The following is a 26,025-nucleotide window of genomic DNA, read 5'->3' as shown; positions in this document are numbered from 1 at the left end:
TAAATGATATGCTGTTTAAAGATTCAAATGCAAAAGTACAGAAATTCTATGAAAGATGGTATAAAACTAGATATAATATTCGTTAATTGATAAATGTCAGACTCATGTCAGCCATATTTTTCGCTTCGGTCTTCTCTTTTTGATACCTTTGCAGCAGAAAACAAGTTTTAGAAAAGTATATGATGACAATGACGAAAAGTAAATTGTTAACAGCTATGGTGATCCATTTCTGCTACCGATCATAAGGGAGAAGTGCAGATTCGTATCAATGGCATTCTCGCCAATATGCATGACGTGCAGATGCTGGATGTAGCTTCTATTATGAGTGTAGATTATATCGACAGTCCTGGCGTAAGATATGGAAAGAATATTGCATACGTGATAGATATTCATACCCGCAGGGCTTCATCGGGTGGCAGTTTGGGCTTTAACTTGACCAATGCGCTAACTACCAAGCTCGGTTCGAACGATGTCTATGCATCTGTCAATAGGGGCAAGAGCCAATTGAATATTTTATATGAGCAGACTTATGTGGATAATAAGGCATCCGAATATAATGAGGATGCTCAGTATCTTCTACATGATGGTTCTGAGTATCAGATATCTCGAAAAATCATGAATGTGGCAACTCGAAATTATGATAATACATTGCAGTTGAAGTATAATCTGGCTGATTCTGCATTATATGTATTCCAGACAACGCTTACCACGGATTTCAGCAATCAGCCTTATACATCGAATGAGATGTGGTTTTCTGAATCAGGAAAGCCTGCGTATCCTGTTTACAGAACCAGCAAGGGTAGGGATTTTACTCCTGCTCTCGATTTGTATTTCTATCATCAGTTGGGCAAGCATCAGTCTTTGTCGGCAGATGTTTTGGGCACTTATATCCACACCAAAGGAGCCTATTATGAAGGTGAGGGCGAACCCTATCAATATCAGGTAGATGGAAAGACCTATTCGCTCATAGCCGAGGCTATCTATGAAAACCGGTTGAAACCCTTTACTTTTTCTGCAGGAACCAACTTGAACTGGAAATATATGGATAATCAGTATTTGGGTGATGTGGTTAGCGAGAATGGTATCCGTTCATTGGGTATTTATGGTTTTGCACAAATCAAGGGAAGTTTGGGACAATTCAAGGAAGGAACATCCCGTTTAACTTATGTGGCTGGCTTCGGGTTGAGTAATCAGTCTTATCGACAGGGAGATGAGGAATTTAGTTTTTGGCTTTGTCGTCCGAAACTCACATTGGCTTATTCCTTGACATCTTCGTTTCAGATCCGCTTGGGAAGTGAATTATCACAGCATATTTCGCAGATAGCCATGATTTCGGATACCCGTATTCGAAAGAACAGTATGGAATGGACTGTGGGTAATCCTTCGCTTAAGCCTAACAGTAGATATGAGAACTGGGTGGTATTCTCTTTCAGTAAACCAAGGATAAATACTGATTTTACCTTGAATTATCGCATCAATCGTCATTGTGATTTGGCGAAATACACCCGCACGGAAAATGATCAGTTTCTTTATTCCCAGACGAATCAGCCCCATTGTAATATGTTGTATCTTACGAATGATACCCGGTTTGACATTATTCCCGACCACCTTATATTATCTGTGAATGCAGGTATTTACCGTTTTTTCAATAAGGGCGATGAGTACAGTCATTGTTATACCGCTTATAATTATAGTGGAACATTACAGGGATATTGGGGAAAATGGACAGTGATGCTGTATGCTGATAGCGGTTGGAACTTTATGGAGGGAGAGAACATCGGGCATAATCCTCCTTCATTGGCAGCCTCAGCCAGTTATCATATAGGTGATTTCGATTTTACGCTCTATATGCATAATCCGTTTATGGCTCATCCGAAATCCTATTCTGCAGAAATCGTCAACGCCTTGCTCCGTAAGCAGGTTTGTGGTTATGACAATTCGGGAGGTAATTTGTTCCGTATCGGTGTTGCCTGGAATATCAATCGGGGAAAGGACTACTGCAAGATACAGCGGAATATCAACAATGAGGAGCGAGAAACGGGTATCTTGAAATAGTTGGCTTTGCTTTCTATATGGGTTGCATGGGCAACAGCCGGAATTTATTTCTTCCCTTTATTGATGATATAAATTCCGGCAGTAGCCAATGCGCCTGCTATCAGATACTTCCAGTAGAAGGTTTCGCCAAGACAGAGGCAGGAGGTGATGGCTCCTACTACGGGGATGAGCGAATTGTATATTGCTACCTTTCCTACGGGATTGCAGCTCAATAATTTGTTGTAGAGAGCGAAACTGATGGTTGAGATGGCAATGAGCAGCAGAAGGATGGTGATGCCCCAGAGGCTGATGACTGGCAGATAGCCACCCATTAACAATGCAGGAATCACCAGCAAGGCTCCACCGATGCTCAACGAATAACCGGTTCCTACGAAAACATCCACCCTCTTGCTCAATCCTCGGGTCAGCAGGGAAGCACTGGCTCCACACAGGGCATTGAGGATAATCATACCATCGCCCAGGAATGTGAAACTTCCGCTTTCTTTTCCGCCAAGGTTCAGGGCAAGGATGCCCAGGAAGCCGATGATGCAGCCTAATGCCTTTCGCCACGTCATCCTGTCGCTCTTAAAGAAGATGCAGGCAAGGATAACCACCGTGAAGACGCTCATCGAATTGAGTATCGCCGAACGTGCTCCAGCATTATGCGAGAGTCCGAAATAGAAAAAGGCATAATGAAGGGTGGTGTTGAGGAGTGCATAGAGGAGAAGGAACCAGACATTCTCTTGAACAGCTTTCTTCTTGAATCCGAATTTACGGTGCGAGCTTCTGGCGATGGCAAGGATGATGATGCCGGAGATGAAGAAGCGGATGCCTGCAAAAAGCATCTTGCTTCCGGTCATGTCTGCTGTAATCTGATATTCCTCCATTCCCATTTTTATCAATGGGTAAGCCCATCCCCACGAGATAGCAGCCGTAAGGGCGAACAGGCTTACCCATACCGGGCGCTGAAATATACTGAGTGTATTTGTTTCTTTCTTTTCCATTATAATTTAATTGGTATTCCCTTGCTTCCGTTTTTGCAAAGTGGCAATCTACAAGTCCCCCAGATGTCTTTCTATCGGAATACCGCGGTTCTTGTCCTTATCATCCTTGTTGATGTCTATCCAGTTGCGCAGGGTATCCATGGCGATGCGGGTGGCATGGCGAAGCTGATCGCCATCCTTCAGTCTGCCCACGATGATGCTGGAGAAGATGTCGCCGGTGCCCGGGAACTGAACAGGTATTTCTTCGTAGGGCAGGAGGAAATACTCTTCTGTAAGATGATTGAAACCTACCACGGCATGCTGACCCTCTACGATGCACGAGGTGATGAGCACGGAGTGGGAACCGATGGCTCTCAGTTTATCTATCAGTTCATAGGCTTCCTTCTCCGAGATTCCCTCTTCCTTATATTCCGAATCCGTCAGCAGACAAGCCTCGGTATAGTTGGGAAAACAGAGATGCGATACGCTCAGCATCTCCTTCATGCATCTTACGGTACTCTCACTGGCTCCACCATAGAGCTTGCCGTAATCGCCCATCACGGGATCCACATAGATGTCGGTGCCCAGTGCTGCCTGTTCTCTGCAATAGCGTGCCACCAGCTTAGCCTGACGCTCCGAAGCCATGAAACCCGTGGTGATGGCATCGAAGTGAATGCCCAGTTCGTTCCACTTCTGCAAGGCTTCCTCGATATACGAAGTGCATTCCAGAATGGCGTACTTGCCGTATGGGAAGGTGTTGCTGATGAGCATGGTGGGCAGATTGAACACGTCGAGTCCCATATAAGAGAGGATAGGCATCTGAACTGCGGCAGATACCTTTCCGTAACCACACATATCGCTGATAATAAGGATATTACTTTTCGCTTTCATTCTTTCTTTTTTCTACTTGCTTTTCTTTCTTATCCTGATTATCTCTTAGTAGCTGGCTGTACACTTGATGCCCAGAGCCTCTACACGCTCCTTGATGGCATCGAGTACTTCCTTTGGTGCCTTTTCTAGCAATTTGTCTGGTGTTTCGCGGGCGATGGTATAAACCATTACCTGCTGAGGCTGGATGTCTTTCACTGCCTCCAGCCAAGGAGCTACGAAGTGCTCGCTGGTATTGTCCAAACCGTCACCTCTCAGGAACATGGTCTGGATGATGACGTGCCCCTTGAACATCTTCAGATATTTGATTACATCCTTCACGTCGTAGTTAGGCTGCTGAGGGCGGTCCAGCTTCTTGATGTAATCCATATCCACGGTATCCAGTTTCAGGATGTTGTTATCCACGAGCATCAGCGCCTCTCTCACTTCCTCCTTATATATATAGGTGGCGTTGCTGAGTACGGATACTTGTGCTTCAGGGAAATATTTCTTGCAGAGTTCCATCGTATCTTCCACGATTCCCTTGAAGTCTGGGTGTCCCGTAGGTTCACCGTTTCCTGCGAAGGTGATGTCATCCAGAGGTTGGTTGTTGTCGTGGCGCTCTTTCAGAACCTTCTCCAGTCCTTCTCTTACCTCCTCGCGGGTAGGGCGCTTCTTCTTAGGACGGAAGTCGGCGTTGAATCCGCATTCGCAATAAACGCAGTCGAATGAGCAGACCTTGCCATCAGATGGCATGAGGTTGATGCCCAATGAAACTCCCAGACGGCGGGAGTTTACCGGACCGAATATCGGTGATGGATAAATAATCGTTGACATAATTTTATTCTCCTTTATCTAATCTATTCTTTATTTTATCTTGGTAATACCTATTTTTATACCAATCTTATTTACTTGTTCGTAATTTGGTGGGCAAAAGTACTAAAAAATGTTGGAATGAACAAATAAATCAACTGAAAATCGATTTATCCTAACCATTTGTCTTCTATCTCCGATAGATTGTGTACTTTTGCATTCAAATCCGGGGAGAATCTTGGTGATTTCGATTCGGATTTAAAGGAAAAAACAAAAAAGTTGATGTTTTGCTTAGTTTTTCGCTTGGCTCAACTGTATAGATAGTATATGAACAGAAAAAAGGACATAGAACAGTTATTCCGTCAGCATTACGCGAAGATGTACAATCTGGCCAGATGCATTCTTTCGGATGATGACGAGAGCAAGGATGTGGTGAGCGAAGTATTCGCCCAGATTCTTGCCGATGATGTGGTTCTGGTGCCTGGGAGTGAGGATGGTTACTTGATGCGGAGCGTACGCAACCGCTGTCTCAACCTGATAGCTCATAAGAGCGTGAAGGAAAGGGTGGCGAAGCTGCTGCTGGATGATGCCGACGTGATTCTCTCGGAAGAGACCGATGAACGGCTCGACCGGCTGATGCTTCTCATCGAAGACCTGGAACCGCCTATCCGGCAACTCATTTTCCGTCTGCGCTATCTTCAGGAGAAATCTTATCAGGAGGTGGCTGATGAAGTGGGAGTGAGCAAGGTGACGGTGTTCAACCATCTCTCGAAGGCGATGGACTGGATTAAGGAACAATTTAAATGAGCAAGACAATGACAAACATGAGTAAAGACGAAAAGCGGATGATGCTCTTTGACATGCAGGAGCATCCCGAGAAATATACCGACGAGCAGGTGGAGCGCCTGCTTGCCGATGAGGAAGTGAAGGAGTTCTTCCATGAACTGGCGATGGCGAGAATGGCTGGCAAGAAAGCCAATCCGAAGGAGGTGGATGTGGATGGAGCTTGGAAGGAATTTGTTCAGGCACATCACGAGGATAAGATGGCGATAGATGCCGGCAAATCCAAGGGCGTTTATCGCAACCGGATGAAGATTGCTGCATCCATCGTCGGCATCATCTTCCTTTCGGGGATAGCCTTGGCTGCGATTCACAATGGCTGGTTGGGGTTCCCGGCTTCTGATCAGACAGCGGATAACAAGGCTGCGACAGAACAGCTGGAAACAACCCAGGCGCTGCCGAATGACAGTCTTCGTGCTGCAACAGCAGAGAAGAAGGATTCTCTTGATATGAAACCCGAGGTGTTTGATGATGCCGAATTGGGAACCATCCTGGCTCAGCTATCCGGTTTCTATCATGTCAAGGTGGAGTATGTGGATGCCGGTGCCCAGCACATCCGTCTCTTCTTCAACTGGAACAAGACGAAGACTTTGGAGCAGAACCTGGAGATTTTGAATGCTTTCGACCGCATACAGATAGAGTATATTGACGGTACATTGTTGGTGAAATAAGATAGGAGGATATATTTATGAGAGATTTTTGGAAACCAATGCCCGTTAGCGGCAAGCTTATCAGTGTGCTTCTTCTTCTCTTCCTGCTGTTTGGAGTTCAGCAGTCTTATGCCCAGCGCATCACCCGACAATATAATAATGTGTCGTTCTCTGCGGCGTTGAAGGATTTGAACGCCCGCCAGCATAAGTACACCATCAACTTCGTGTATGATGAACTGGAGGATTTCAGGGTAACCAAGAGCATCAGGAACCAGAGTGTTCCCGATGCCATCATGCAGCTGATAGGATTCTATCCCATCAGAATGACGCAGGTGGAGGATAATATCATGGTGGAGTGTACGCAGAAGACTCCCACCAAGATGATAGGCCGTATCATCGACAATAAGAATCGCCCTATAGATTTCGCCAATGTAGCCCTGCTGAATGTTCGTGATTCTTCATTGATAAATGGTGGCGTGACAAATGAGAACGGCCAGTTCGTGATTCCCTGCGAAGCCACAAAGGCGATAGTAAGAGTAAGTTGCGTGGGCTATATTACGGCAAGCAATACCTTTAATATAGGTAAGATAGGGACAATAACTCTGAAAGAGGCAACAATGAACCTGCAGAAAATAGTAGTGAAAGGCCATCGACAGCCTTTCAGAATGACTTCTGAAGGATTGGTGGCTCAGGTAGAAGGAACCTCCTTGGAGAAAATGGGCTCGGCAGAAGATGTATTGAAGCATCTTCCGAGAGTGATGCAGAAGAACGGTGATATAGAAGTCTTGGGAAAAGGTAAACCTTTGATTTATATCGATAACAAGAAAATCAAGGGAACCATTGATCTCGATAGATTGAGTTCTTCTGACATCAAACATGTGGAGGTGATAACCGAGCCGGGTGCAGAATACGATGCAACCTATCAGTCTGTCATCAGAATCAAGACGACAAGAAAGAAGGGAGAAGGACTGGGATTGACTTATCGGCAGGTCTATCAGCGCAATCATCAGGACAATCATCGTGAAGTACTCGATTTGAACTATCGCTATCGGGGATTGGATATCTTCTCCAATTTGTATGGCGGTTTGTCTCAGGGCTATCAGAATCAGCATAATGATAACAGACTCTACGGCAAGACGCTCATGAGTATCGACGAAGATTTGATTATCAAAAACAAGAGTTACTATACCAGTGGAAGTCTTGGCTTTAATTATGTTTTCAATGATAGGCATTCCGTGGGTGCTACTTACGAGGTGAACATCAATCCTTATAGTCGGGTTGGATGGAATTCGCTGATGGATGTCTGGAAGAATGGCTCCAAGACAGAAAGCTATACAAATGATATGTATTGTCGTTTCAAAAGCCGACCTACGCAGGATATTACGGCTTATTATGCCGGACAGATAGGAAAAATGAGCATAGAATGGAATGGGGAAATATATCTTCGTAAAACAGGACAGACTCAATATTCTGAAGAAACAGGAATTGAGGGCGGAGATTCTCGTACGATAGAATCTGATTTCACGGCTGATAGTTGGATGTATGCATCTAAGCTGGTACTGAGCTTTCCGGTATGGAAAGGTACCCTGAAGATTGGTAATGAGTTTACCGAAAGTTGCCGTGCCAATCTTTATACTATAGATGAACAGGGAACTGACTTGCCAGGCAAGACGGACGACCAGGTGAAGGAAAGTAATCTTGCAGCCTTTGTTTCTTATGGATTGAGACTGAACAAGGTAGAACTGAATGCTGGCCTCAGATACGAACATGTTTCTTCCAATTACTATAATACAGGTGGTGATTATTGGAGCGAGGAAAATAAGGATTATTTCGTGCCTAATCAGAGTCGTAAGTACGACCATTTCTTTCCGAATGTCTCCTTGACCTTTCCTATCGGGAATGTGAAAATGAATATGGTCTATAAGGTGACGGTAAGTCGTCCTTCCTATAGTCAGTTAAGTAGTAACGTGCAATATAATAGTCGCTATTATTATCAGGGTGGAAATCCATTGCTCAAGTCAAGCTTCGAACATGGCATAGGGATTAATCTGGGATATAAATGGTTCCAGTTTTTTGCCAACTGGCGTTATCTTGTAGATCCTTGCTATCAGGTGATAGAACCGTATCATGACAATGAGTTAATCAGTATGTACACCTTTCGTAATTTGAATCATACTCAGGTTTGTTACGTGGGACTGACGGCATCGCCGACGATAGGATGGTGGCATCCTACGTTGGACGCTGGTATGAGAAAGCAGTTCCTGACCATTGGTGGTAAGGCATACAGTAAGCCGATATTCATCGGCTCTTTTAATAATGCCTTTTCGCTACCATGCGGTTGGACGCTTAATCTTGATATGAGTTGGAACACGCAGGGCCATTCTGCGCTTCCGCTTTATATGGCACAAGGAGGAGTGGACGTCTCTTTGCGTAGAAGTTTTCTTCACGACCGCCTGAATGTCACTTTGGCGGGCAATGACCTCTTTGCGACGATGCGCAATTCCACAAGATTGGTATATGGTACCAGCGATATCTATACCAGAAAATATACTGATACCCGAATGATCATGTGTTCATTTAGCTATAAGTTTAATGTTAGTAGAAGCAAGTATAAGGGTACGGGTGCCGGTAATACAGAAAAGAACAGATTGTAAAATAAAAAAACAGAAAGTATATGAAGCGTTGTTTATGGATGATATTCATGGTGGTTGGCATCTGTATGCTAACTGGCTGTAGTAGTGATGATGATAAGTTGGACAGCCTTCCTTGGAATGACAAGGAACTGTTCAACCAGTCATTTGTTTTAAATCAGGACGGGTATTGCATCTTAGATGGAAAGGCTCCAGTCTGTGATATAGATAGGAATGTTCTGAATTCTTGGCTTGTAAGTTATGGCTGGCAACCTGTCGGCATCTATCAGATGAAGGAAAACGGTAAACTTGCAACAACTGATTATCGTGAAGGCATCAAGGATTATAGTCCGAAGGTCTATGAATTCTTATCAGAGAATCAGTTGATGACTTATTATCGTGATGAAGATGCACGTACATTCTGTTTCAAGAAGCAGGATTGGTCGTATGATGATGCGACGGGCATTGTCATCAAAACGAATAAGGCCGGTAAGGTGGATGATTATATGCAAATCCTGGATGTGAAGTTTCATGAAGATGAAGCTTACCTATATGTGATGGAGAAGATTGGTTCGGTGACAGTAGCTGACAATCAGGAAAAAGCCATTTATGGCTTGGTGGTATATCAGCGTTTATCTTCATTAGAACTGATTGATGTGCAGAATACTTATACTATTGATAAGAGTGATGAAGAAGACAAGCCAAATGAAACTGAAAAAGTACCGGATGATTGCCGTTATTATATTCGGTGTGTATATGCCAATTCTAAGGATGCGCATGGAATGGGTGATGGACATAGTAAATTTCAGTCATTCCGACTTTTGAGTTTGGATTTGACAGATTATCTGAACAATAACTCATCAGCTAACCCTTATTATCATTATTATGATTCCATTGTATGGTCATGTAAGGGAATGCCAGATAGGGTAGTGAGTCTCAGAAATGAGAACAATTGTTATGCTGTGTCAATCAACCTTAGCACTTATCTTTTTCAGATCAGCCGTAATACTTCTATGACGGAGGAAGATAGAACATTGATTGTTGCTGATGGCTATAAGGGTGGACGTGTGGTTTATTCTTCCGGCATCTATCTCAATATCTATAATACTGGTTTCATGGGTTACGATTTCGGCTCTTCTGATTTGCTGAATCCATCTAATGAAGACTATGATTTGTATTGCATCTTCGACCAGAGCAAGCGGTTCCGGATAGTCTCTCCTCGTTATTCTCCTGATTTTCCAGAAAAGCCATATTCTGAATTGGAATACATTGTATCAGGGGTACTGTTAGATTCTGAGGATCCGGAAAGCATGAAGAAGCATGAGGCTGTGTTGTCTGAGCAAAAGAGGATGCTGGTTGATCTGATGGATATGTATTATGGTCAGTATGGTAAGGGTGTTGTGGTAGATGATTCGAACAGAGAGAAGTACCGCAATCGTTTCAAGGCTTTGCCATCCGATGCAGACCTTGTGATGTATTGGAAGGGCTATACGCCTGCGCAATGGAACTCTGATTATGAGGGATGTTTAGTTGCTTTAATCTTGAAAAAGAATAAGGAAAATCCCTTGAAGAGTTACTATTGTATCCATGCAGAGCCGATTAAATAGATTTCCCTCTCAATACAACAATGAATATATGACAATCGGTCAAGCGAAGGCAAAACAATGTTGGTTTGCTCTTTGCTTGACCGATGTTTTTTATTACCTTTGCATCGGTTTTTCAAAAGAAAGTAGAAGATTTCTTCATTTTAGGGGTAATTGATTTCCGGAAAGCTTGTATATAAGAGTAGAAACAAAAAGAAAATGACGTGATGACAGAAGAAAATGAACAGCGGATGGAACGGCTGTTCCACGACCATTACGAGCAGATGTATCGCTTCGCCTTTGCCTTGCTCCATGATAATGAGGAGGCGAGGGATGTGGTGAGCGACGTATTCTCCAGATTGTGGGATAAACAGCTGGTTCCAGACCGGGCTTACTTGATGCGGAGCGTGAAGAATGCCTGCATCAATCTTATAGCCAGAAAGAAGAGAGATGAAAGACTGAAACGGCTTCTCTCTCTCTCGGAAGAGAAATTGACGGAGGAAGAACCTTCTCGTCTGGAAGAGCGATGGCAGGCTGCGGTGGATTGCATCGACCATGACCTGACCGACCAGACTGCTTCCGTCATCCGATTGTGCTATCGGGAAGGAATGTCGTATAAGGATACGGCGGAGGAACTGGGCATCAGTATCTCGGCAGTGAACAAGCATATCGTGAAAGGTTTGCGAACGCTCAGAGAAAAGTTGAAAGGAAAATAGCATAACCATGATTCTATTGTCTGAAGACGTCCTTACAATGGAACCCTAAAATGAAGAAAGGAAAAGAAAATGAAACATGAATTATCTGACATAAATCCTCAGAAGATGGATTCTCAGAAATGGGATATGCTCCTCGATCTCCTGGAGCATCCCGAAAAGTATTCCGAAACCCAGAAGGATGAACTTCTGGGCGATGAGGAAGTGAACGAACTCTATCAGCAGCTGATAGAGACCCGACAGTCTCTGGATTTCGCCAAGTCGAAGGAAAAGATGAAGATGCCTTCGATTGATGCAGAATGGGAGAAGCTGAAAGACGAGATGAAGCTGAAAGAAGAAAAGCAGCAGAAAGAAGAAAAGCAGCAGAAAGAAGAAAAGCAGCAGAAAGAAGAGATGAGTCAGAGTGCAGAAACCCAGCAAACCGCCAAGCAGCTTCCTTTCTGGAGCCCGATGAGAAAGGTGGCTGCCGTTGCAGCCGTCCTTGTCGTCTCCGGCATCACCTTTGCTGCCATTCATCTGGTAACCCGTTCTCATCAGCCATCTGATAAGAACAATACCGAACTCGTGTCATCCCGAAAGGATTCTATCCAGCAGGTTTCCGCTCCTCAGAAATCCAACATAGAAGAAAAGACAGATTCTGCAAGTCTTGCCCAGCTCCCATTGGTTTACGAAAACGCTGAGCTTCAGAATATCCTGACTCCCATCGCCGAGCATTTTCATCTCCAGGTAACTTATCAGAACGAGTCGGCTCGCCATATCCGTCTCTTCCTGCAACTGGAGAAGAACATGAGTCTGGATGATATCATCGAACTGATGAATCATTTCGAGAAAGTGAATATTCGTCATGAAGGTCAAACTTTAATCGTGGAATAAGATGAAAAGATTAAGATATATCATGCTGCTGGCAGGTCTGATGAGCCTTTCTCTTCAGACCATCTATGCTCAACGCATCACCCGCAGCTTCCGTAACACTTCTATGTCAGAAGCACTCACCATCCTTGCCAAGAGCACCAAGGATTATCGTATCAACTTTATGTATGATGAACTGGAAGATTTCACGGTTACAACGAGTATCGTGAAGCGAACCGCTCCGGATGCCATCCGCCAGATCATGGGCTTCTATCCGATGAAGATGACGATAGATGGCGAAAACATCTTTGTGGAGTGTACGCAGAAAACTCCCACCAAGATGATAGGCCGCATCATAGACAATAAGAAACGCCCTGTAGATTTCGCCAATGTAGCCCTGCTGAATGTTCGTGACTCTTCATTGATAAATGGCGGCGTGACGAATGAGAACGGCCAGTTTGTGATTCCTTGTGGAGCTAGAAAGGCGATAGTAAGAGTAAGTTGCGTGGGCTATCATACCGCTGTAGATACTTATAATACTGGTAAGATAGGTTCAATTACTCTGAAGGAGGCAACGATGAACCTGCAGAAGGTGATAGTAAAGGCGGTTCGCCCCAAGACAAAACTGACTCGCGAGGGATTCCAAACCCAGGTGCAGGGTACGATACTGAGTGATGCGGGTATGGTTGCCGACTTGTTGAAGCAGGTTCCAAGAGTGCGTGTAGATAAGGATGGAAACTGTTCGGTGTTTGGAAAAGGCACACCGGAGATTTATGTCAATGGCAGAAAGCTGACCGATAAAAATGAATTGCAAACCATATCTTCCAAGGATGTGAAGAACGTGACGGTTATCACAACTCCTGGTGCGCAGTATGATGCCCAGGTCAATTCGGTGATTCGTATTACTACGGTCAAGAAGCAAGGTTATGGATGGAGTGGTAATTTCCAGGCAAAATATGGTTTTGCCATGAAGAATGCCTGGCAAGAGCAGGCTAATCTCAATTACCGTGTGGGTGGACTGGATGTATTCGGTGGATTGATGTGGTCAGATTCGTATTTCTATGATAAGTTGGGATTGGATGAATATATCAATGGCAATCAGCATCAGATATATCAAAAATCAGTAGGGCGCATTGATTCTAGAGATTATGGACCTGATGCCAATCTGGGTTTCAATTATGAATTCAACGAAAATCATACCATTGGTCTGAAGTATAAGTTTGGTTCAGGCTATACAAAGTATTTTACGGATCAGAATAATTATTCTATCTTTCAGGATGGAGTTCACCAGGGAGATGTAAATTATCTCAACGATGAGTCTGATTCCAAGCAGACTCCTATTCATCAGGCAGACTTTTATTATGATGGTAAGATAGGCAAGTGGAGTATAGACCTGAATGCATCAGCGTTGTGGAGGACGAAAGACCAGATACAGAAAGCCACCGAAACCAGTTCTGAGTTGGGCGACCAGATTGTATGTTCAGATAGTCATACCAAAGGAAAGTTGCTTGCTGGTAAATTGGTTGTTTCTTATCCTTTGACCGACCAGTTGAACATAGACTTTGGTTCGGAATACACAAATTCTGATAGTCATACCAACAACCAGAATGAGGGTGGTGTGGCTGCATCCAATGATTCCAGAATCAAGGAACAGAACATTGCCACCTTTGCTGAGGCTGCATGGTCGTTGGGAGATTATTCTCTGAATGCCGGTGTGAGATATGAGCATGTAAAATCAGACTATTATGCCGAGGGAGTACTCAATCCGGATATGAGCAGAAAGTATGATAATGTATTTCCTAATGTATCCTTGGGATATGACAAGGGCAAGTGGCATTCTTCGTTGAGTTTCACGGCAAAGACCTATCGACCAAGTTACTTCCGTCTTTCCGGTTATACCCGATATACGAGTCGTCATTCCTATGAAAGCGGTAATCCTAACTTGCGACCAACGGATGCCTATCATCTGGAATGGGATGCGCAATATTCCTGGTTGAGTTTCTCTGCTGAATATATCTACAACAAGAATGCCTCGGTATATATGATGAAGCCATTCCAGGGCAATAAGGATATAGCCCTGTCATATTATGAAAATGTAGATAAGATTCAGAACCTCAAGTTCTATCTTGAGGCTACTCCGGTGATAGGCTTATGGCATCTTGACTATACGGTAGGTCTGGTCAATCAGTTCTTTGATGCCAGCAAATATGTCAGCGACTATAATGCCAACCGTCCTTCTCTCTATCTGGATTTGGAGAATACCTGGGTATTGCCACATCATTGGAAGGCTCGATTGGAATACGCTTACCAGTCGCGTAATTATAGCGAATTGGGTGTCAACTATGCATGGAATTCCCTGGATGCGTCTATTTCCAAGTCGTTCCTGAACAACCGGCTGGTTGTAAGATTGGAAGCGGAGGATTTGCTTCATGGTCAGAACGAGAGTTGGAAATATAATAATTCGTATGCGCACTTCACCAGAATCGGTATAGATAATACCCGCATGTTCTTGGTCAATGTAACTTATAACTTCAATGCCACCAAGAGTAAGTATAAGGGTACAGGTGCTGGTAATGCAGAAAAGAGCAGATTATAGCTCATTTTTAAAACACGGACAAATTGAATTTGTCCGGACAATTTGTCCGGTTGATTCTAAGTGGTTGATATTTAGAATATTATAAACCGACGGACAAAGGGACCGGACAAATTCAATTTATCCGTGTTATTTTTTTCTGTGGTTTTGGAGTCAAAATCAGGCTTTTTTAGCTTTGTTCCCTATAGCTTTTCTCCCCGTAACTCTATGACTTTTGGATGTTAACTCTATGAGTTAGGTTTTTTAAGAGATGATGTATGACAAAAAACGGGAATACATTCAGGCTAGGAGGGATGAAGAACTGGATGGAATTGGTAATTTGATGCAGTTATACAAATTTAACGGAAGAGATGTAAGGGCTTTGGATAATAATGTGTACTTTTGTACTAGATAATGATGAAATAAAAACATATTGTAAGAATGAAGACGGTTTTTTGCTCTTTTGGACTGCTGATGGCTGCTGTGCCCGTGTTCGCTCAGAACACTGGGAAGGACTCTATTGTCTCTACTAAAGCTTTGGATGATGTGGTGGTATCAGCCTCCAATATCAGTCGTGTGGGTGATCATCTCGTCATCTATCCCAACAGCCAGCAACGAAAACATGCGGTCAATGGATTCGGAGTGTTGGAAAACCTGAATATCCCAGGACTCATCATCGATGCAAAATCGAATCAGGTGGATGTGATGGGACTGCAAGCCACCTTGTATCTGAATGGGCAGGAATGCGACATCCGGGAAATACAGATGCTCCGTCCTCGTGACATCGAGAAGATAGAATATCATGATGCTCCATCGGGAAAATACGCCAAGGATAAGCTTGTCGTCAACTTCATCACCAAACAATACCGATATGGAGGATATGTGCAGGCTGACGGACTGCAGACGATAGGATATGACCATGGCGACTATAACGTTGCCACCAATTATGTAAAAGGTAACAATTCCTATACTGTGTTTGCTGGTGCAAACTATAGTCATGTAGATGGTACTGAGACCTGGAACAATGAGAACTATCAGTTTCCACAATCCCTATTTGATAGGGAGAGCTATAGTAAGAATTCTTACCGGAACCACCAGGAATATATGCAGTTCCGCTATCAGAACCAGAAGGGAAAGAGATATTGGGTGGGCAAGTTTACGCTCGTCAACCTCTCTACTCCAAGAAATGCATCTTCTGGTTTTGCGAAGGAAAGCACAGAGACGGACATCTTCTCAAATATCCGGAAGAAGAGTCTGTCTCCTAAGATTGACCTGAACGCCAACTTACCATTAAGCAAGAATCAGACGCTTACTTTGGGAGTACATGGCAAGTATTCTGCCAACTCCTATCATCGTCTTTATCAGGAACAGCCTTTCGAGGCAATGACCGATGAAGACGAGAATGCGCTGTCGTTCCAGCTGTCTGCCATCTATAATTATTTCTCTCACAAGCATTCCTTATCTGTGGAACTGTTTCATTACCACGATGTCTGGAATGCCGATTATTCCGGCAATTGCGAACTTTGGCAGCATCTGTGGAAAGGGGAGTCGTTGGCTTTCTTCTCCTATAATTTCCAGGCTAGCAGGCGCTTGAGCCTGAAAACCCGCATCGGATTGGATTGGCTTCAATATCATCTGCATGGAGACAACAGTTTTAGCCAGCTGTCTCCTCGCATCAATACGAATGTGCAATACCAGCTGAATAAGGGAATGCTCTTGTGGTCATTCAACTTCATGAACTCCAATCATGGTATGGATGTCATCAACCGGGCTATGATTCAGGTCAATTCCCACATGATGGAAAAGGGAATGCCCGAACTGAAGAAATCGCATGACATCAACACCTATTTATATTATATGGGGCGTTTCAACAGGTTGAGTGTTTCTGCCATCGGACAATTCCGCTACAATCATCATCCTGTAACTGATGATTATTACCTGGATGAGGCAAACGGGAAAATAGTGAAGACTTACTCGAATGGTGGAAATGCTCAATATTATTCTGCTATCCTCGCCTTGCAGTACAAACTGTGTAAGTTTGCCAATCTGTCGGGAGATATCAGATATAACCATGCGGAGGTGAAGACTACCTGGTCGAAGCATAACAATAATTTGACGGGTAATCTTGGGTTGAATATGTTCATGGGTGATTTTGCCTTGAAGCCTTACCTGCATTTTGGCAAGAAGTCTTTAGATGAAGCTGCTTTGGTGATAAGCAAGACTCCTATTGACTATGGAATGTCGTGTTCTTACAGCAGGGACAACCTCTATGTAGAACTTCAGGCAGTATCGCCTTTCAAAAAGCAGGAGAAGCAATATTGGTTGGATTTGCCTATCTACAGCTACAGTAAGAGCATCAAAGACCAGACGGCTTCGCAATATGCCAGCATCAAGGTTGCTTACTCCTTCGACTTTGGCAGGAAAACCAAAAAAGTAGAGAAGGATGTTAATAAGAATATAAACAGCTCTTTGTTAAGAGTGGAATAGAGTTTTATTAAACAAAAGATATAGGAACGGATGAAAATGTTAGATTTTAAGGTAAAAAGATTTGTTGGTATTATATTTCATTTGATTTTAGCTCAAATCTGTTTGGCACAGACTGGCATCGCTAACCAAAATTTTGGAAAGGATACTTTGCAATTAAGGGAGGTTGTTGTTAGAGCAACCCGCCCTTTGGCAAAGTTGAACAGCGAAGGCTTTGTGACAGAAGTCAAAGGTACCGTCTTGGAAAAACTTGGTTTTGCAAAAGATGTTATGGGTATATTGCCTGGTGTACTGAATAATAATGGTTCCATTGAAGTTTTTGGCAAGGGAAAACCAGTCTTCTATATCAATGGACATATTGTCCGCAATAATATAGAAGTTGAGCAATTGAAGGCTAACCAAATAGATAAGATAACAGTTATAACGAATCCAAGTTCACGTTATGCATCAACCATAGGTTCCATCATAAAGATAACAACCATTAAAAAGGTTGGGGATGGTTTCTCCTTTGATAACATCGCGACTTTTGGTTGTCGTAATTATATGTATGGCAAAGACAATTTGGACTTGAACTATAGAATTGACAATTTGGATGTTTTTGGAACGTTGGGATTTGAGAAAGGCAAGAATACGAACTCTAGCAAAAATGTTCAGAATTCATGGCTCTCGTCACATCATCAGCAGAATACGACTATGAAATCGACACAGCACTCAAAGTTGATTGATGGTAAATGGGGATTTGATTTTTCCTCGTCTCCAAAACTCTCATTTGGCGCATTTTACCAAGTGTCTTATGCTCCAATAAAGACCAATTCGAGCATTATGTCATCATTATATTCTGATGATGTAATTGAAAGTGAGACTTCTGCATACAAGGATATCAAATTAAGAGATTTGGAACATTTGTTAGATGGATATTGCCATGGGGTTTGGGGAAAATGGAATTTGGAAATGACTTTTGATTTAATGTGGAAAAAAACACATGAAAATCAAAACGTTATAGAGCAAACCGGCATCAATCAGGATTTCGGAATAAAAGATGTTGGGCATGCTAGGTTTATGGCAACGGAATTATATGTGTCACACCCATTTCTTAAAGGTAATTTTAGCTTTGGAGTAGATTTCACCAATAGTAGCCGTGAGGAAAATTCAGAAAGTGAAAATAGCATTATGGCAGGCGAGAACAATAAAATACAGGAGCTTAACATGGCATATTACGTTGAAACTATGCAGCATCTAGGCAATGTAACATTCCGTATCGGTGGCAGGTATGAGCATGTGAACAGTGAATATTTTATAGGTGGCAGAAAAAATCACGAACAGTCACATGTTTATGATAAGTTTTTTCCGACTGCTTCATTGTCTCTGCCCATTGGAAAAACTATGGTGCAGCTGAGCTATTCTAAGCAATGCTATCGTCCATTGTACTCTCAGTTGAGCAACACGGTTCACTATGTTAACAAATATCTCTATCAAAGTGGAAATCCGTATTTGCAACCATCCTATAGCGACAACATAACTTTGAATTTGAGGTATCGCTGGCTGGCATTAACTGCTAATTATAAAAAGGTGCAAAACCAAATAATAACATCATATACATATTATGATGATGCGAAGACTATTGCTTTGCTCAAAAAGGAAAATTCTAGAAACAGTCTGTCTAACTTACAGATAATGGCTTCTTTTATGCCCGGATTCCTTTGGAAATGCTATTATCCCGTATTGGCATGTGGTGTTGTCTCGCAATTTTACAAGATTGATTACAGAGGGAATATAAAGCCCGTGGACAATCCTTTGGTTGTAGTTAAGTTCAATAATATTTTCAAATTCCATAACAACTATATGGCGACAGTAAATTACAGTTGGCGTAGTGAGGGAAATAGTGAGAATATTAAGATGGGGAGTGTTGGACAGATAAATCTTTCTTTGGCTAAGGACTTATCTAAAAAATGGAATGTCAAGTTGTCTGCAAATGACATCTTTAATACTGCCCGCAAAAATACTTTTACCATTTTCAGCGGAATGAATGATGTCTATCTTGAAAAGGCTGCGTCTGTAAGGGCAGTGGAATGTATCGTAAGATATAAGTTTAATACAGTTAAAACAAAATATAAAGGTAAAGGGGCAGGGAAAAAGGAAATGGATAGATTGTAAGCTGTTGAAACTCTATCCATTCTGGGATATGCTTATCGATTGTTTGTCGTAGTTCATATACCCTTATAAATGCAGCTTTATGCTTCAATTTAACAGGATTTTTTCCTTCGTTTCTTTGCCATTTCCATCTTTTTCCTTAATTTTGCAGCAGAAACTCAATAATAGATATTTGTAATGGCAATAAGAATGAAGATGAAACAGGAAAAGATGAGAAAGATAGGCATCGCTTCGGCTCTGGGCTTGGTGGTGCTCGTGGTGCTGGGACTATATGGTGCCAGCAACTATATGCTCAATTATTCGCTCAACTATCCGAAGAAGGAGAGAATGACGGCTGAGCATTGGAAGAACAGAATGAAGAACGAGTGCCCCTGGATGGTTGGCTGGATGGACTCCGTGTATCAGCACCATTGCGTGAAGGATACCTTTGTCACGATGCCATCGGGCTACAAGGCCCATGCCATCTATCTCTATGCACCGAAGACTACGGAAAAGACTGCCGTGGTGGTGCATGGCTATCAGGTGCGCTCCGAAGGAATGCTGCACATCGCCTATCTCTATAATCACGATATGGGGTATAATGTGCTCCTGCCAGATCTGTATGGACATGGAGAGAGCGAGGGCGACCATATCCAGATGGGATGGAAGGATAGATGGGATGTCATCAGATGGTCGGAAATCGCCAATGAGATTTTTAGATTGAAGGGTGAAGACCGAAGAATGAAGAATACCCGTCAGGTGATTCACGGTATTTCGATGGGTGCGGCAACCACGATGGCGGTATCGGGAGAGAAGACTCCCGATTACGTGAAGTGCTTTGTGGAGGACTGCGGCTATACCAGCGTATGGGATGAGTTTTCCGCTCAGCTCAAAGACCAGTTTGGCTTGCCTGCCTTCCCGCTGATGAATACCACTTCCGCCCTTTGCCAGTATCGCTACGGCTGGTCGTTTGCCGAGGCGCAGCAGATAGAGCAGGTTCGCAAGAGCACCAAACCGATGCTCTTTATCCATGGCGATAAGGATGCCTTCGTGCCCTACGCCATGCTTCATCCGCTTTTTGAGGCAAAGACGAAGGGCAGAAAAGCTATCTTCATCGCCAAGGGCTCCGTTCATGCCATGGCATATCGCGACCATCACGAGGAATACACCCGCATCGTGAAAGACTTTGTTTCAAAAGAGAAATAGGCTATTCTCCGATATGTTGTCCCACCACATACCCCGTGGTCCAGGCTGCCTGCAGATTGAAGCCGCCGGTGATGGCATCGATGTCGAGCACTTCGCCGCAAAGAATCCTGCGGCACCCCCACCAATAATTGCAATATGTAGTGATTGTGGCATATCGTATTTTTTGATGATTAGGGTGCAAAGGTACTGCTTTTCTTTGATAAAAGAAGAAAAGTTCTCCTTTTTCTTTTGCAGATACGATAGATTTTTGTAACTTTGCGCAAAAATCATAGTATATCAAGTATCAAATAGTTTTATGGCAAAAAGAGAATATGTTGAGGCCAACAAGCGTTGGCTGGAGGAAAAGGCAAAGGAGGAGGGCGTTATGGCGCTGCCTCGTGGTATTTATTATAAGGTGTTGAAGCAGGGCGACCCGAAGGGAGCACAGCCTAGCCGACGCAGCATCGTGACGGCTCATTATACCGGTTGGACCATCAATGGCAAGAAGTTTGATTCCAGCCGTGGCGGTACGCCTTTCGCCATGCGATTGAGCGACCTGATTGATGGCTGGATTGTTGCCATGCAGCAGATGCACGTGGGCGACCAGTGGGAACTTTACATCCCAGCCGAGATGGGCTACGGCAAGTTCTCGCAGCCGGGCATCCCAGGCGGTTCTACCCTGATATTCGAAGTAGAACTGCTGGGAGTGGGATAACCCGGATACTTGAAATTATAAAATCATTAAGATAAGAGAGTCTTGTCCGGCTATAGTCGGTTCAATTCATCTTCCGCACTGTTCATGCCGTTGTATCTTCCCTTGCGCTTGTTGAATTTCCAGGTTACGGTCAACTTGTAGCTCCATAGCTTGTAATCCTCAGTCTGGGAGAAGTCAACGGCATGCTCGTGGGTTCGCTCCTTGAAGAGCTGCTGATGGAAGAGGTCGTTGGCACTGAAGGCAACCTGTAATCTGCCGTCCATCCACGATTTGTTGGCACCAAGACTCCAGTTCTGAGTGGGGCGGAACTTCGTTTTGCCCACTTGCCCTCCGTTGTCAAAACTGTAGGAGAGCGACAGCTGATAGTCGTTTGGTAGCGTGAAGTAATTGTCAAATGATGCATTCCAAGTTGCTCCGTTATAGCTGATTAGCTCTCCATGATCATTTACAGAGAAGCGCTGGTAAGTGATGCTTGCATTTACATTTGGGCGCCAGCAGCCGAAGACGTGACCCCAGTTGAGATATGCCATGTATTTCTGAATCTTGTTGAAGTTCATGAATGTACTCACGTATCTTACGGGCTTGTCTTCCGGTACTTTATGCACATACATGATGGAGTGGTCGGTACGGGTGTATCTCAGCATTCCCATGAAATCTTTCCACTGCACGGAGTAGGTCAGACGATAGGTGTTGACAGGCTGCAGCTTCGGATTGCTGATCTGATACTGAAAGCGCGAGATATAGTAGATGTTTCCACTGAGCTGACTGAAAGAAGGTCGGGCGGTGGTAGTTCGGAAGCTGAGCGAGTGATGCCACGATGGTTCGTTGAGAGTGATACCGAACGATGGAAACCACTGGTTGTAATGGCGCTCCATATTGTCGGGAGATTCCTCCGACAGATTGGTGTATCGGGATGTGAGATGCTCGTATCGGATGCCTGCCCACCAGCTCCATCTGCCAGCTTCACCCTGATATTGCAGGTAAGCTGCCGTCTTGGTATCGTGGTTTTTGTATTCCGTAGTTCCAAGCATATCGGCAGAACTTTCGGTTTTTCCCTTGCCTGCCATCAGGCTCCATTCGCCACCATAGTTGATGGAATGTTTATCAGAGATGAGTTGCTTGACTTCGATTCTTCCACTATAGATATCGTAGTTGGAATTAGAGCGGTTGAGGGTTTCCTGTATCTCGCTACCTTCTTTCTCCGTGATAGGCTGGCTGTCAGAATCCTTGTTCCTTGCATAGTCCAGATAAATCTGTGATGAGAAATGCTTCGACCATTTAGCCAGATGGAAGAGGTTGAAGTGGTGACTGCGCTGGTGTCCCCATTGCTGGCTCTCCGCATCGAAATACTTCATCTTGCCATCTATATCAGAAAGCTTCATCTCGCTATTTGTATCTTCTCCTGTTGGGTTAGGATAGCGATAGTACTGCTGCTGTTTCTCGCTTCTACCGCCATTCAGCCAAAGCCCTTCCCATTGTATTCCCACTTCGTGTTGCTTGCTGAGCAACCAGTCGAAGTTGAGTTCTGTAGCGTTATAATTTGCCTTGTTCTTGCCATGGCGGTCGGTTCCGAAGAGATATTCGCCATCTTTGGCTCTTACGAGCGCTTCCTGTGGCTGATGCACATTGTATCGGTTGTCTGTGTAGCCGTAAAATCCTGTGAGCGAAATCTTCTTCGTTACCCAACCCAGGGTCAATTCCTCGTGGTTGGTGTTCACCTCGCTCAATTTATCATACACCTGCATCTTGCCGAATATACCCTCGTCTGTTCTTCTCGTCAGGATTCTCAGTACGGCTCCCGTCGTTGCATCATATTTTGCACCAGGAGTGGTAATGAGTTCTATTTCATCTATCAGCTTCACATCGAGATGAGAGAGTTCGGCAGAAGTCGCCTTCTTGTCGTTGAGATAGATGATGGGTGCTCCCAGTCCGTTTACTTCCTGAGTTCCATCGGCGGTTTGTTTCATGCCGGGAATGTGCCTCAATACATCTTCCAGCGTTGGCTCCTTTGCCAAAGGTGTATTGCGGACACGGGTAACCAGGGTCTCGTTTCTCATTTTGTACATCGGGCGATGACCTGTTACGGTTACGGCTTGAATCTCGGCCTCCTTGTCTGCTTTGCTCTCAGCTTCTTGGTTAGCTTTGATCGAATCTTTTTCCGTCTGTACCGAGTCTACGGAAACTCCAGATGTCGGGAATTTCCCATTTTGTGCAGTTGCACAGGTGGTGGTGGCTAGCATCGCCCATAAAACTGTTTCTTTCTTCATATTCTTCCTTGTTTTTTGTTTTCGTTTGCAAAGGAACAGCTTTTCGGGCTCAAAAATGCAAATAATCATTACTGAAACATTACGCTGGCAAAATAATCTTGCTTCACCTTATTATATATAATGAAATCTTCGTACCTTTGCATTGAAAAAGAAAAAATGATATGAATAGAAGAATCAAACAAGTCTGGCTGCTCGCCATCCTTTCCTCTTTCCTGCTGATAGGCTTGCAGACCTATTGGCTCTATAATAGCGTAACCTATTCGATGGGAGAGATGGGGAAGAAAAACGCCGAAAAGGCGGAACGGGCGATTATTGCCTATCAGACAAATATCGGAGCGGCGGTAAGAGAAAAATCACATATCGGTTATGTCGTTACTGCATATTTTTCAGACAGCAAGCGTCCCTGTACAACGATTTGCTCTCCGCTGGATACGGATACAATCATTGGTGGAGTGGTGTATAGCAAGCCGGGATTCGGCAACGTGATGGAGAAGAGAGATACTTTCGATTTGCGTGAGACGGATTCCAACAATTCTTTTGATTGCCTGAATACTTACACCACTTACCAGCTTACCCACTTTGACAAGGCGCATTTTGACCGTTTCATCAGTAGGAAACTGGGCAATGATTTCATCGGGGCAGAGATGAAGACGGGAAAGCATCGTCTGTGGCAGACAAGAATCGTAGAGCCTCCTACCTTGTTTCATCACGAAATGCTGGTGGAAGTGCCTTTCAATCCTATCCGGTATCAGTCGATGCAGATGAGGATGCAGGTGCCGATGCTGCCCATCCTGAAGGGAATGATGTGGCAGATGATAGGAAGTCTCCTGGTTACCATCATGCTTCTCCTGAGCATAGCTTATCTCATCAAGGTGATGCTCCTGCAGAAGAAGGTGGATAAGATGCGAAGCGACTTCGTGCATACGATGATTCACGAGCTGAAACGCCCCGTGCAGACGCTGAAGATGTGTGTATCCGTATTCTCTGCTCAAAAGACAGATGAGAAGGATGAGAATGCCCTTATCATGGAGACGGTAAGAGAGGAGAGCGATAACCTGACTGCCTATCTCGCCAAACTCCGGGAAGTAATCAGGGCAGAGGAACATATCCCGCTCCAGATAACTTCTTTCGATATCCATGCCGCCTTGCAGAATCTGGTGGCAGTTTATCGAAAGAATAAGCAGAAGGAGGTGAATGCTTCGCTCGATTACCAGCGCACTTCCGACCGGATGATGGGAGATAGAGACCAGCTTCTGAATGTGGTCAGCAATCTGATGGAGAACTCGGTGAAGTATTCTGGCGACATAGTCAATATCCATGTTGCCTGCCGAGATACCGAGAAGGAGGAAGTCATGATTTCTGTATCAGATAATGGTATCGGAATTTCGCCCGACGAGCAGCAGAGAGTCTGGACGAAGTTCTATCGCAGCAATGCTTACCCGGATATGATGCAGCCGGGCATCGGCTTGGGCTTGAGTTTTGTTGATATGATTGTGAAGGCCCATGGGGGCAGAAAAATGATGCAGAGCGAAGTGGGCAAGGGAACCAGAATTTCAATAGTCATCCCGCAGCACTCCTGATGCATCCGGTTTAACGCTATAAACAACAGAAAAAATGATCAAGATATTATTTGCAGACGATGACTTGAAGTATTCCATGTTGCTGAAGAGTTTCCTGCAGCAGCATGGCTACGATGTGACTTATGCCGGCAATGGCAAGAAGGCATGGGAGCAGTTCTCTGAGGTGAAGCCCGACCTGGTATTGCTCGATATCAATATGCCGGAGATGGATGGCTATGAGGTGGCCGAGTGCATCAGAACCATCGACCCGAAGGTGCTTATCTTCTTTCTCACTGACCGTACGGAGAAGAACGATCGACTGAAAGGTTTCTCCCTGAAGGCAAACGATTATCTTGCCAAACCCTTCTATCCGGAAGAGTTGCTGGCAAGAATAGAGGAGCGGTTCTCTATGAATGAGAGTGAGACGATAGAAGAGGAGGTGTATCATTTCGGTGAAACCACTTTCTGCTATAATAACAATGAGCTTCGCACCCGTTCCTCTCGTGTGCTCATCACCAGCCGACAAGCCGACATCCTCCGTCTGTTGGCGAAGAATATCGGCAATGTAGTAAGTAAGGAGATGATACAGGAGGCGGTGTGGGGTACCGTAAGCTATGCCAACTCCCTGGCTGTGAATGTGCAGATGACGTATCTCCGCCATGCTCTTCAGCATGATGTGACCGTTAAGATTGAGTCGCTGAAGAAAAAGGGATATGTTTTGTCTGTTATTTCTCCAGAGTAACGATGATGTAGCTTCTGCCATCCTCTTTCAGGCCTCTTTCCTGAATGGCTTTGGTGCCCTCTTTCAAGATCTCGATGGCTTTGATTTTGCTGGGAGAAATCTTGTTGAATTCCTCTTTAGTCAGCTCCTGCTCTCTGCCCTTGACCAGATAGTGAGGGGCTGGCTTGGGGGCAGGAGGTGTGGTAGTGGTGATGATATGACTCTCTATCACATCTCTTTTGGGTGCCGGCAGGACGTTGGTGTTTACCTGGTAATTCTTGATGGTTTTACCGATGAGTTCCTTGCCGGTGAAGTTTGGAATGCGCTCGCCGTCGATGGTGTAGATACGCAGGGTATCTGCCTTGGATGCCATACTGCTGGTTATGCCCAGCAGGGCAAATGCAATGGTGAAAATATACTTTTTCATAAG

Annotated in this window: 19 protein-coding genes; 14 read left to right on the top strand and 5 right to left on the bottom strand. The window is 44.2% G+C overall.

Going from position 1 to position 26,025, the window contains the following annotated elements:
* Window positions 1-252: 252 nt before the first annotated feature.
* Window positions 253-2,055 carry a hypothetical protein gene (locus ONT18_RS06205; protein WP_264904535.1) on the top strand — a complete coding sequence of 601 codons (1,803 nt, stop codon included), beginning with the start codon at window positions 253-255 and terminating at the stop codon, window positions 2,053-2,055.
* A gap of 44 nt (window positions 2,056-2,099) precedes the next feature.
* Here ONT18_RS06205 and ONT18_RS06200 read toward each other — a convergent pair whose 3' ends face one another.
* From ONT18_RS06200 to ONT18_RS06190, 3 genes are read right to left on the bottom strand one after another with little or no spacing between them, the layout of a single operon-like run.
* Window positions 2,100-3,038 (bottom strand): DMT family transporter, encoded by a 939-nt coding sequence (locus ONT18_RS06200; RefSeq protein ID WP_117692490.1) that lies wholly within the window; start codon window positions 3,036-3,038, stop codon window positions 2,100-2,102.
* Window positions 3,039-3,086: 48 nt separating this feature from the next.
* A complete protein-coding gene (locus ONT18_RS06195) occupies window positions 3,087-3,908 on the bottom strand; it encodes a bifunctional hydroxymethylpyrimidine kinase/phosphomethylpyrimidine kinase (protein ID WP_118152393.1) in 822 nt (273 codons plus the stop codon).
* 45 nt (window positions 3,909-3,953) lie between these two features.
* The gene (locus ONT18_RS06190) at window positions 3,954-4,721 is read right to left on the bottom strand and encodes a radical SAM protein (RefSeq protein WP_022120410.1); all 768 of its coding nucleotides are present in this window, start codon (window positions 4,719-4,721) and stop codon (window positions 3,954-3,956) included.
* A 303-nt stretch (window positions 4,722-5,024) separates the two neighbouring features.
* Here ONT18_RS06190 and ONT18_RS06185 point away from each other — a divergent pair, with 303 nt between their 5' ends.
* The 11 genes from ONT18_RS06185 to ONT18_RS06130 all read left to right on the top strand — a co-directional run bounded on the left by ONT18_RS06185 (window position 5,025) and on the right by ONT18_RS06130 (window position 21,048).
* Window positions 5,025-5,504 carry a sigma-70 family RNA polymerase sigma factor gene (locus ONT18_RS06185; protein ID WP_117692487.1) on the top strand — a complete coding sequence of 160 codons (480 nt, stop codon included), beginning with the start codon at window positions 5,025-5,027 and terminating at the stop codon, window positions 5,502-5,504.
* Window positions 5,501-6,208, top strand: a complete 708-nt coding sequence (locus ONT18_RS06180) for a DUF4974 domain-containing protein (protein WP_264904534.1) — start codon at window positions 5,501-5,503, stop codon at window positions 6,206-6,208. The genes ONT18_RS06185 and ONT18_RS06180 overlap by 4 nt, the downstream gene beginning before the upstream one ends.
* Window positions 6,209-6,225: 17 nt before the next feature.
* Entirely contained in the window at window positions 6,226-8,841 is a 2,616-nt protein-coding gene (locus ONT18_RS06175; RefSeq protein ID WP_264904533.1) for an outer membrane beta-barrel protein, read from the top strand.
* Window positions 8,842-8,861: 20 nt separating this feature from the next.
* The gene (locus ONT18_RS06170) at window positions 8,862-10,424 is read left to right on the top strand and encodes a hypothetical protein (RefSeq protein ID WP_264904532.1); all 1,563 of its coding nucleotides are present in this window, start codon (window positions 8,862-8,864) and stop codon (window positions 10,422-10,424) included.
* Between the two features lie 203 nt (window positions 10,425-10,627).
* Complete coding sequence (locus ONT18_RS06165) at window positions 10,628-11,116, top strand: RNA polymerase sigma factor (protein ID WP_264904531.1); 489 nt, start codon at window positions 10,628-10,630, stop codon at window positions 11,114-11,116.
* A gap of 69 nt (window positions 11,117-11,185) precedes the next feature.
* On the top strand, window positions 11,186-11,986 hold the full coding sequence (locus ONT18_RS06160) for a DUF4974 domain-containing protein (RefSeq protein ID WP_264904530.1): 801 nt from the start codon (window positions 11,186-11,188) through the stop codon (window positions 11,984-11,986).
* 1 nt (window position 11,987) lies between these two features.
* Complete coding sequence (locus ONT18_RS06155; protein ID WP_264904529.1) at window positions 11,988-14,558, top strand: outer membrane beta-barrel family protein; 2,571 nt, start codon at window positions 11,988-11,990, stop codon at window positions 14,556-14,558.
* A 417-nt stretch (window positions 14,559-14,975) separates the two neighbouring features.
* Window positions 14,976-17,021: a hypothetical protein gene (locus tag ONT18_RS06150; RefSeq protein WP_264904528.1), complete on the top strand. Its 2,046-nt coding sequence runs from the start codon at window positions 14,976-14,978 to the stop codon at window positions 17,019-17,021.
* Between the two features lie 36 nt (window positions 17,022-17,057).
* On the top strand, window positions 17,058-19,172 hold the full coding sequence (locus ONT18_RS06145; RefSeq protein ID WP_264904527.1) for a TonB-dependent receptor domain-containing protein: 2,115 nt from the start codon (window positions 17,058-17,060) through the stop codon (window positions 19,170-19,172).
* A gap of 174 nt (window positions 19,173-19,346) precedes the next feature.
* Window positions 19,347-20,354, top strand: coding sequence for an alpha/beta hydrolase (locus tag ONT18_RS06140; RefSeq protein WP_264904526.1), 1,008 nt, complete (start codon window positions 19,347-19,349; stop codon window positions 20,352-20,354).
* Window positions 20,355-20,649: 295 nt separating this feature from the next.
* Window positions 20,650-21,048: an FKBP-type peptidyl-prolyl cis-trans isomerase gene (locus ONT18_RS06130; protein WP_022121977.1), complete on the top strand. Its 399-nt coding sequence runs from the start codon at window positions 20,650-20,652 to the stop codon at window positions 21,046-21,048.
* Between the two features lie 50 nt (window positions 21,049-21,098).
* Here ONT18_RS06130 and ONT18_RS06125 read toward each other — a convergent pair whose 3' ends face one another.
* The gene (locus tag ONT18_RS06125) at window positions 21,099-23,315 is read right to left on the bottom strand and encodes an outer membrane beta-barrel protein (RefSeq protein WP_264904525.1); all 2,217 of its coding nucleotides are present in this window, start codon (window positions 23,313-23,315) and stop codon (window positions 21,099-21,101) included.
* Between the two features lie 161 nt (window positions 23,316-23,476).
* Here ONT18_RS06125 and ONT18_RS06120 point away from each other — a divergent pair, with 161 nt between their 5' ends.
* Together ONT18_RS06120 and ONT18_RS06115 are read left to right on the top strand one after the other, a co-directional pair.
* A complete protein-coding gene (locus tag ONT18_RS06120; protein ID WP_264904524.1) occupies window positions 23,477-24,895 on the top strand; it encodes a sensor histidine kinase in 1,419 nt (472 codons plus the stop codon).
* A 34-nt stretch (window positions 24,896-24,929) separates the two neighbouring features.
* The gene (locus ONT18_RS06115; protein WP_264904523.1) at window positions 24,930-25,616 is read left to right on the top strand and encodes a response regulator transcription factor; all 687 of its coding nucleotides are present in this window, start codon (window positions 24,930-24,932) and stop codon (window positions 25,614-25,616) included.
* Here the strand turns inward: ONT18_RS06115 and ONT18_RS06110 are convergent.
* Complete coding sequence (locus tag ONT18_RS06110; RefSeq protein ID WP_264904522.1) at window positions 25,600-26,022, bottom strand: hypothetical protein; 423 nt, start codon at window positions 26,020-26,022, stop codon at window positions 25,600-25,602. The genes ONT18_RS06115 and ONT18_RS06110 overlap by 17 nt on opposite strands.
* Between the last annotated feature and the right edge of the window lie 3 nt (window positions 26,023-26,025).

The sequence above is a fragment of the Segatella copri genome (assembly GCF_026015295.1).
Lineage (GTDB): Bacteria > Bacteroidota > Bacteroidia > Bacteroidales > Bacteroidaceae > Prevotella > Prevotella copri_C.
The sequence above is the reverse complement of the archived record's forward strand: the minus strand, read 5'-3'. Positions and strand labels throughout refer to the sequence as shown.

What these genes read in the sequence shown, in the direction of transcription:
- ONT18_RS06140 (WP_264904526.1), top strand. Translation starts at nt 19,347, where the DNA reads ATGGCAATAAGAATGAAGATGAAACAGGAAAAGATGAGAAAGATAGGC.
- ONT18_RS06130 (WP_022121977.1), top strand. Translation starts at nt 20,650, where the DNA reads ATGGCAAAAAGAGAATATGTTGAGGCCAACAAGCGTTGGCTGGAGGAA.
- ONT18_RS06175 (WP_264904533.1), top strand. Translation starts at nt 6,226, where the DNA reads ATGAGAGATTTTTGGAAACCAATGCCCGTTAGCGGCAAGCTTATCAGT.
- ONT18_RS06165 (WP_264904531.1), top strand. Translation starts at nt 10,628, where the DNA reads ATGACAGAAGAAAATGAACAGCGGATGGAACGGCTGTTCCACGACCAT.
- ONT18_RS06180 (WP_264904534.1), top strand. Translation starts at nt 5,501, where the DNA reads ATGAGCAAGACAATGACAAACATGAGTAAAGACGAAAAGCGGATGATG.
- ONT18_RS06155 (WP_264904529.1), top strand. Translation starts at nt 11,988, where the DNA reads ATGAAAAGATTAAGATATATCATGCTGCTGGCAGGTCTGATGAGCCTT.
- ONT18_RS06125 (WP_264904525.1), bottom strand. Translation starts at nt 23,315, where the DNA reads ATGAAGAAAGAAACAGTTTTATGGGCGATGCTAGCCACCACCACCTGT.
- ONT18_RS06170 (WP_264904532.1), top strand. Translation starts at nt 8,862, where the DNA reads ATGAAGCGTTGTTTATGGATGATATTCATGGTGGTTGGCATCTGTATG.
- ONT18_RS06145 (WP_264904527.1), top strand. Translation starts at nt 17,058, where the DNA reads ATGTTAGATTTTAAGGTAAAAAGATTTGTTGGTATTATATTTCATTTG.
- ONT18_RS06160 (WP_264904530.1), top strand. Translation starts at nt 11,186, where the DNA reads ATGAAACATGAATTATCTGACATAAATCCTCAGAAGATGGATTCTCAG.
- ONT18_RS06190 (WP_022120410.1), bottom strand. Translation starts at nt 4,721, where the DNA reads ATGTCAACGATTATTTATCCATCACCGATATTCGGTCCGGTAAACTCC.
- ONT18_RS06185 (WP_117692487.1), top strand. Translation starts at nt 5,025, where the DNA reads ATGAACAGAAAAAAGGACATAGAACAGTTATTCCGTCAGCATTACGCG.
- ONT18_RS06120 (WP_264904524.1), top strand. Translation starts at nt 23,477, where the DNA reads ATGAATAGAAGAATCAAACAAGTCTGGCTGCTCGCCATCCTTTCCTCT.
- ONT18_RS06195 (WP_118152393.1), bottom strand. Translation starts at nt 3,908, where the DNA reads ATGAAAGCGAAAAGTAATATCCTTATTATCAGCGATATGTGTGGTTAC.
- ONT18_RS06150 (WP_264904528.1), top strand. Translation starts at nt 14,976, where the DNA reads ATGAAGACGGTTTTTTGCTCTTTTGGACTGCTGATGGCTGCTGTGCCC.
- ONT18_RS06115 (WP_264904523.1), top strand. Translation starts at nt 24,930, where the DNA reads ATGATCAAGATATTATTTGCAGACGATGACTTGAAGTATTCCATGTTG.
- ONT18_RS06200 (WP_117692490.1), bottom strand. Translation starts at nt 3,038, where the DNA reads ATGGAAAAGAAAGAAACAAATACACTCAGTATATTTCAGCGCCCGGTA.
- ONT18_RS06110 (WP_264904522.1), bottom strand. Translation starts at nt 26,022, where the DNA reads ATGAAAAAGTATATTTTCACCATTGCATTTGCCCTGCTGGGCATAACC.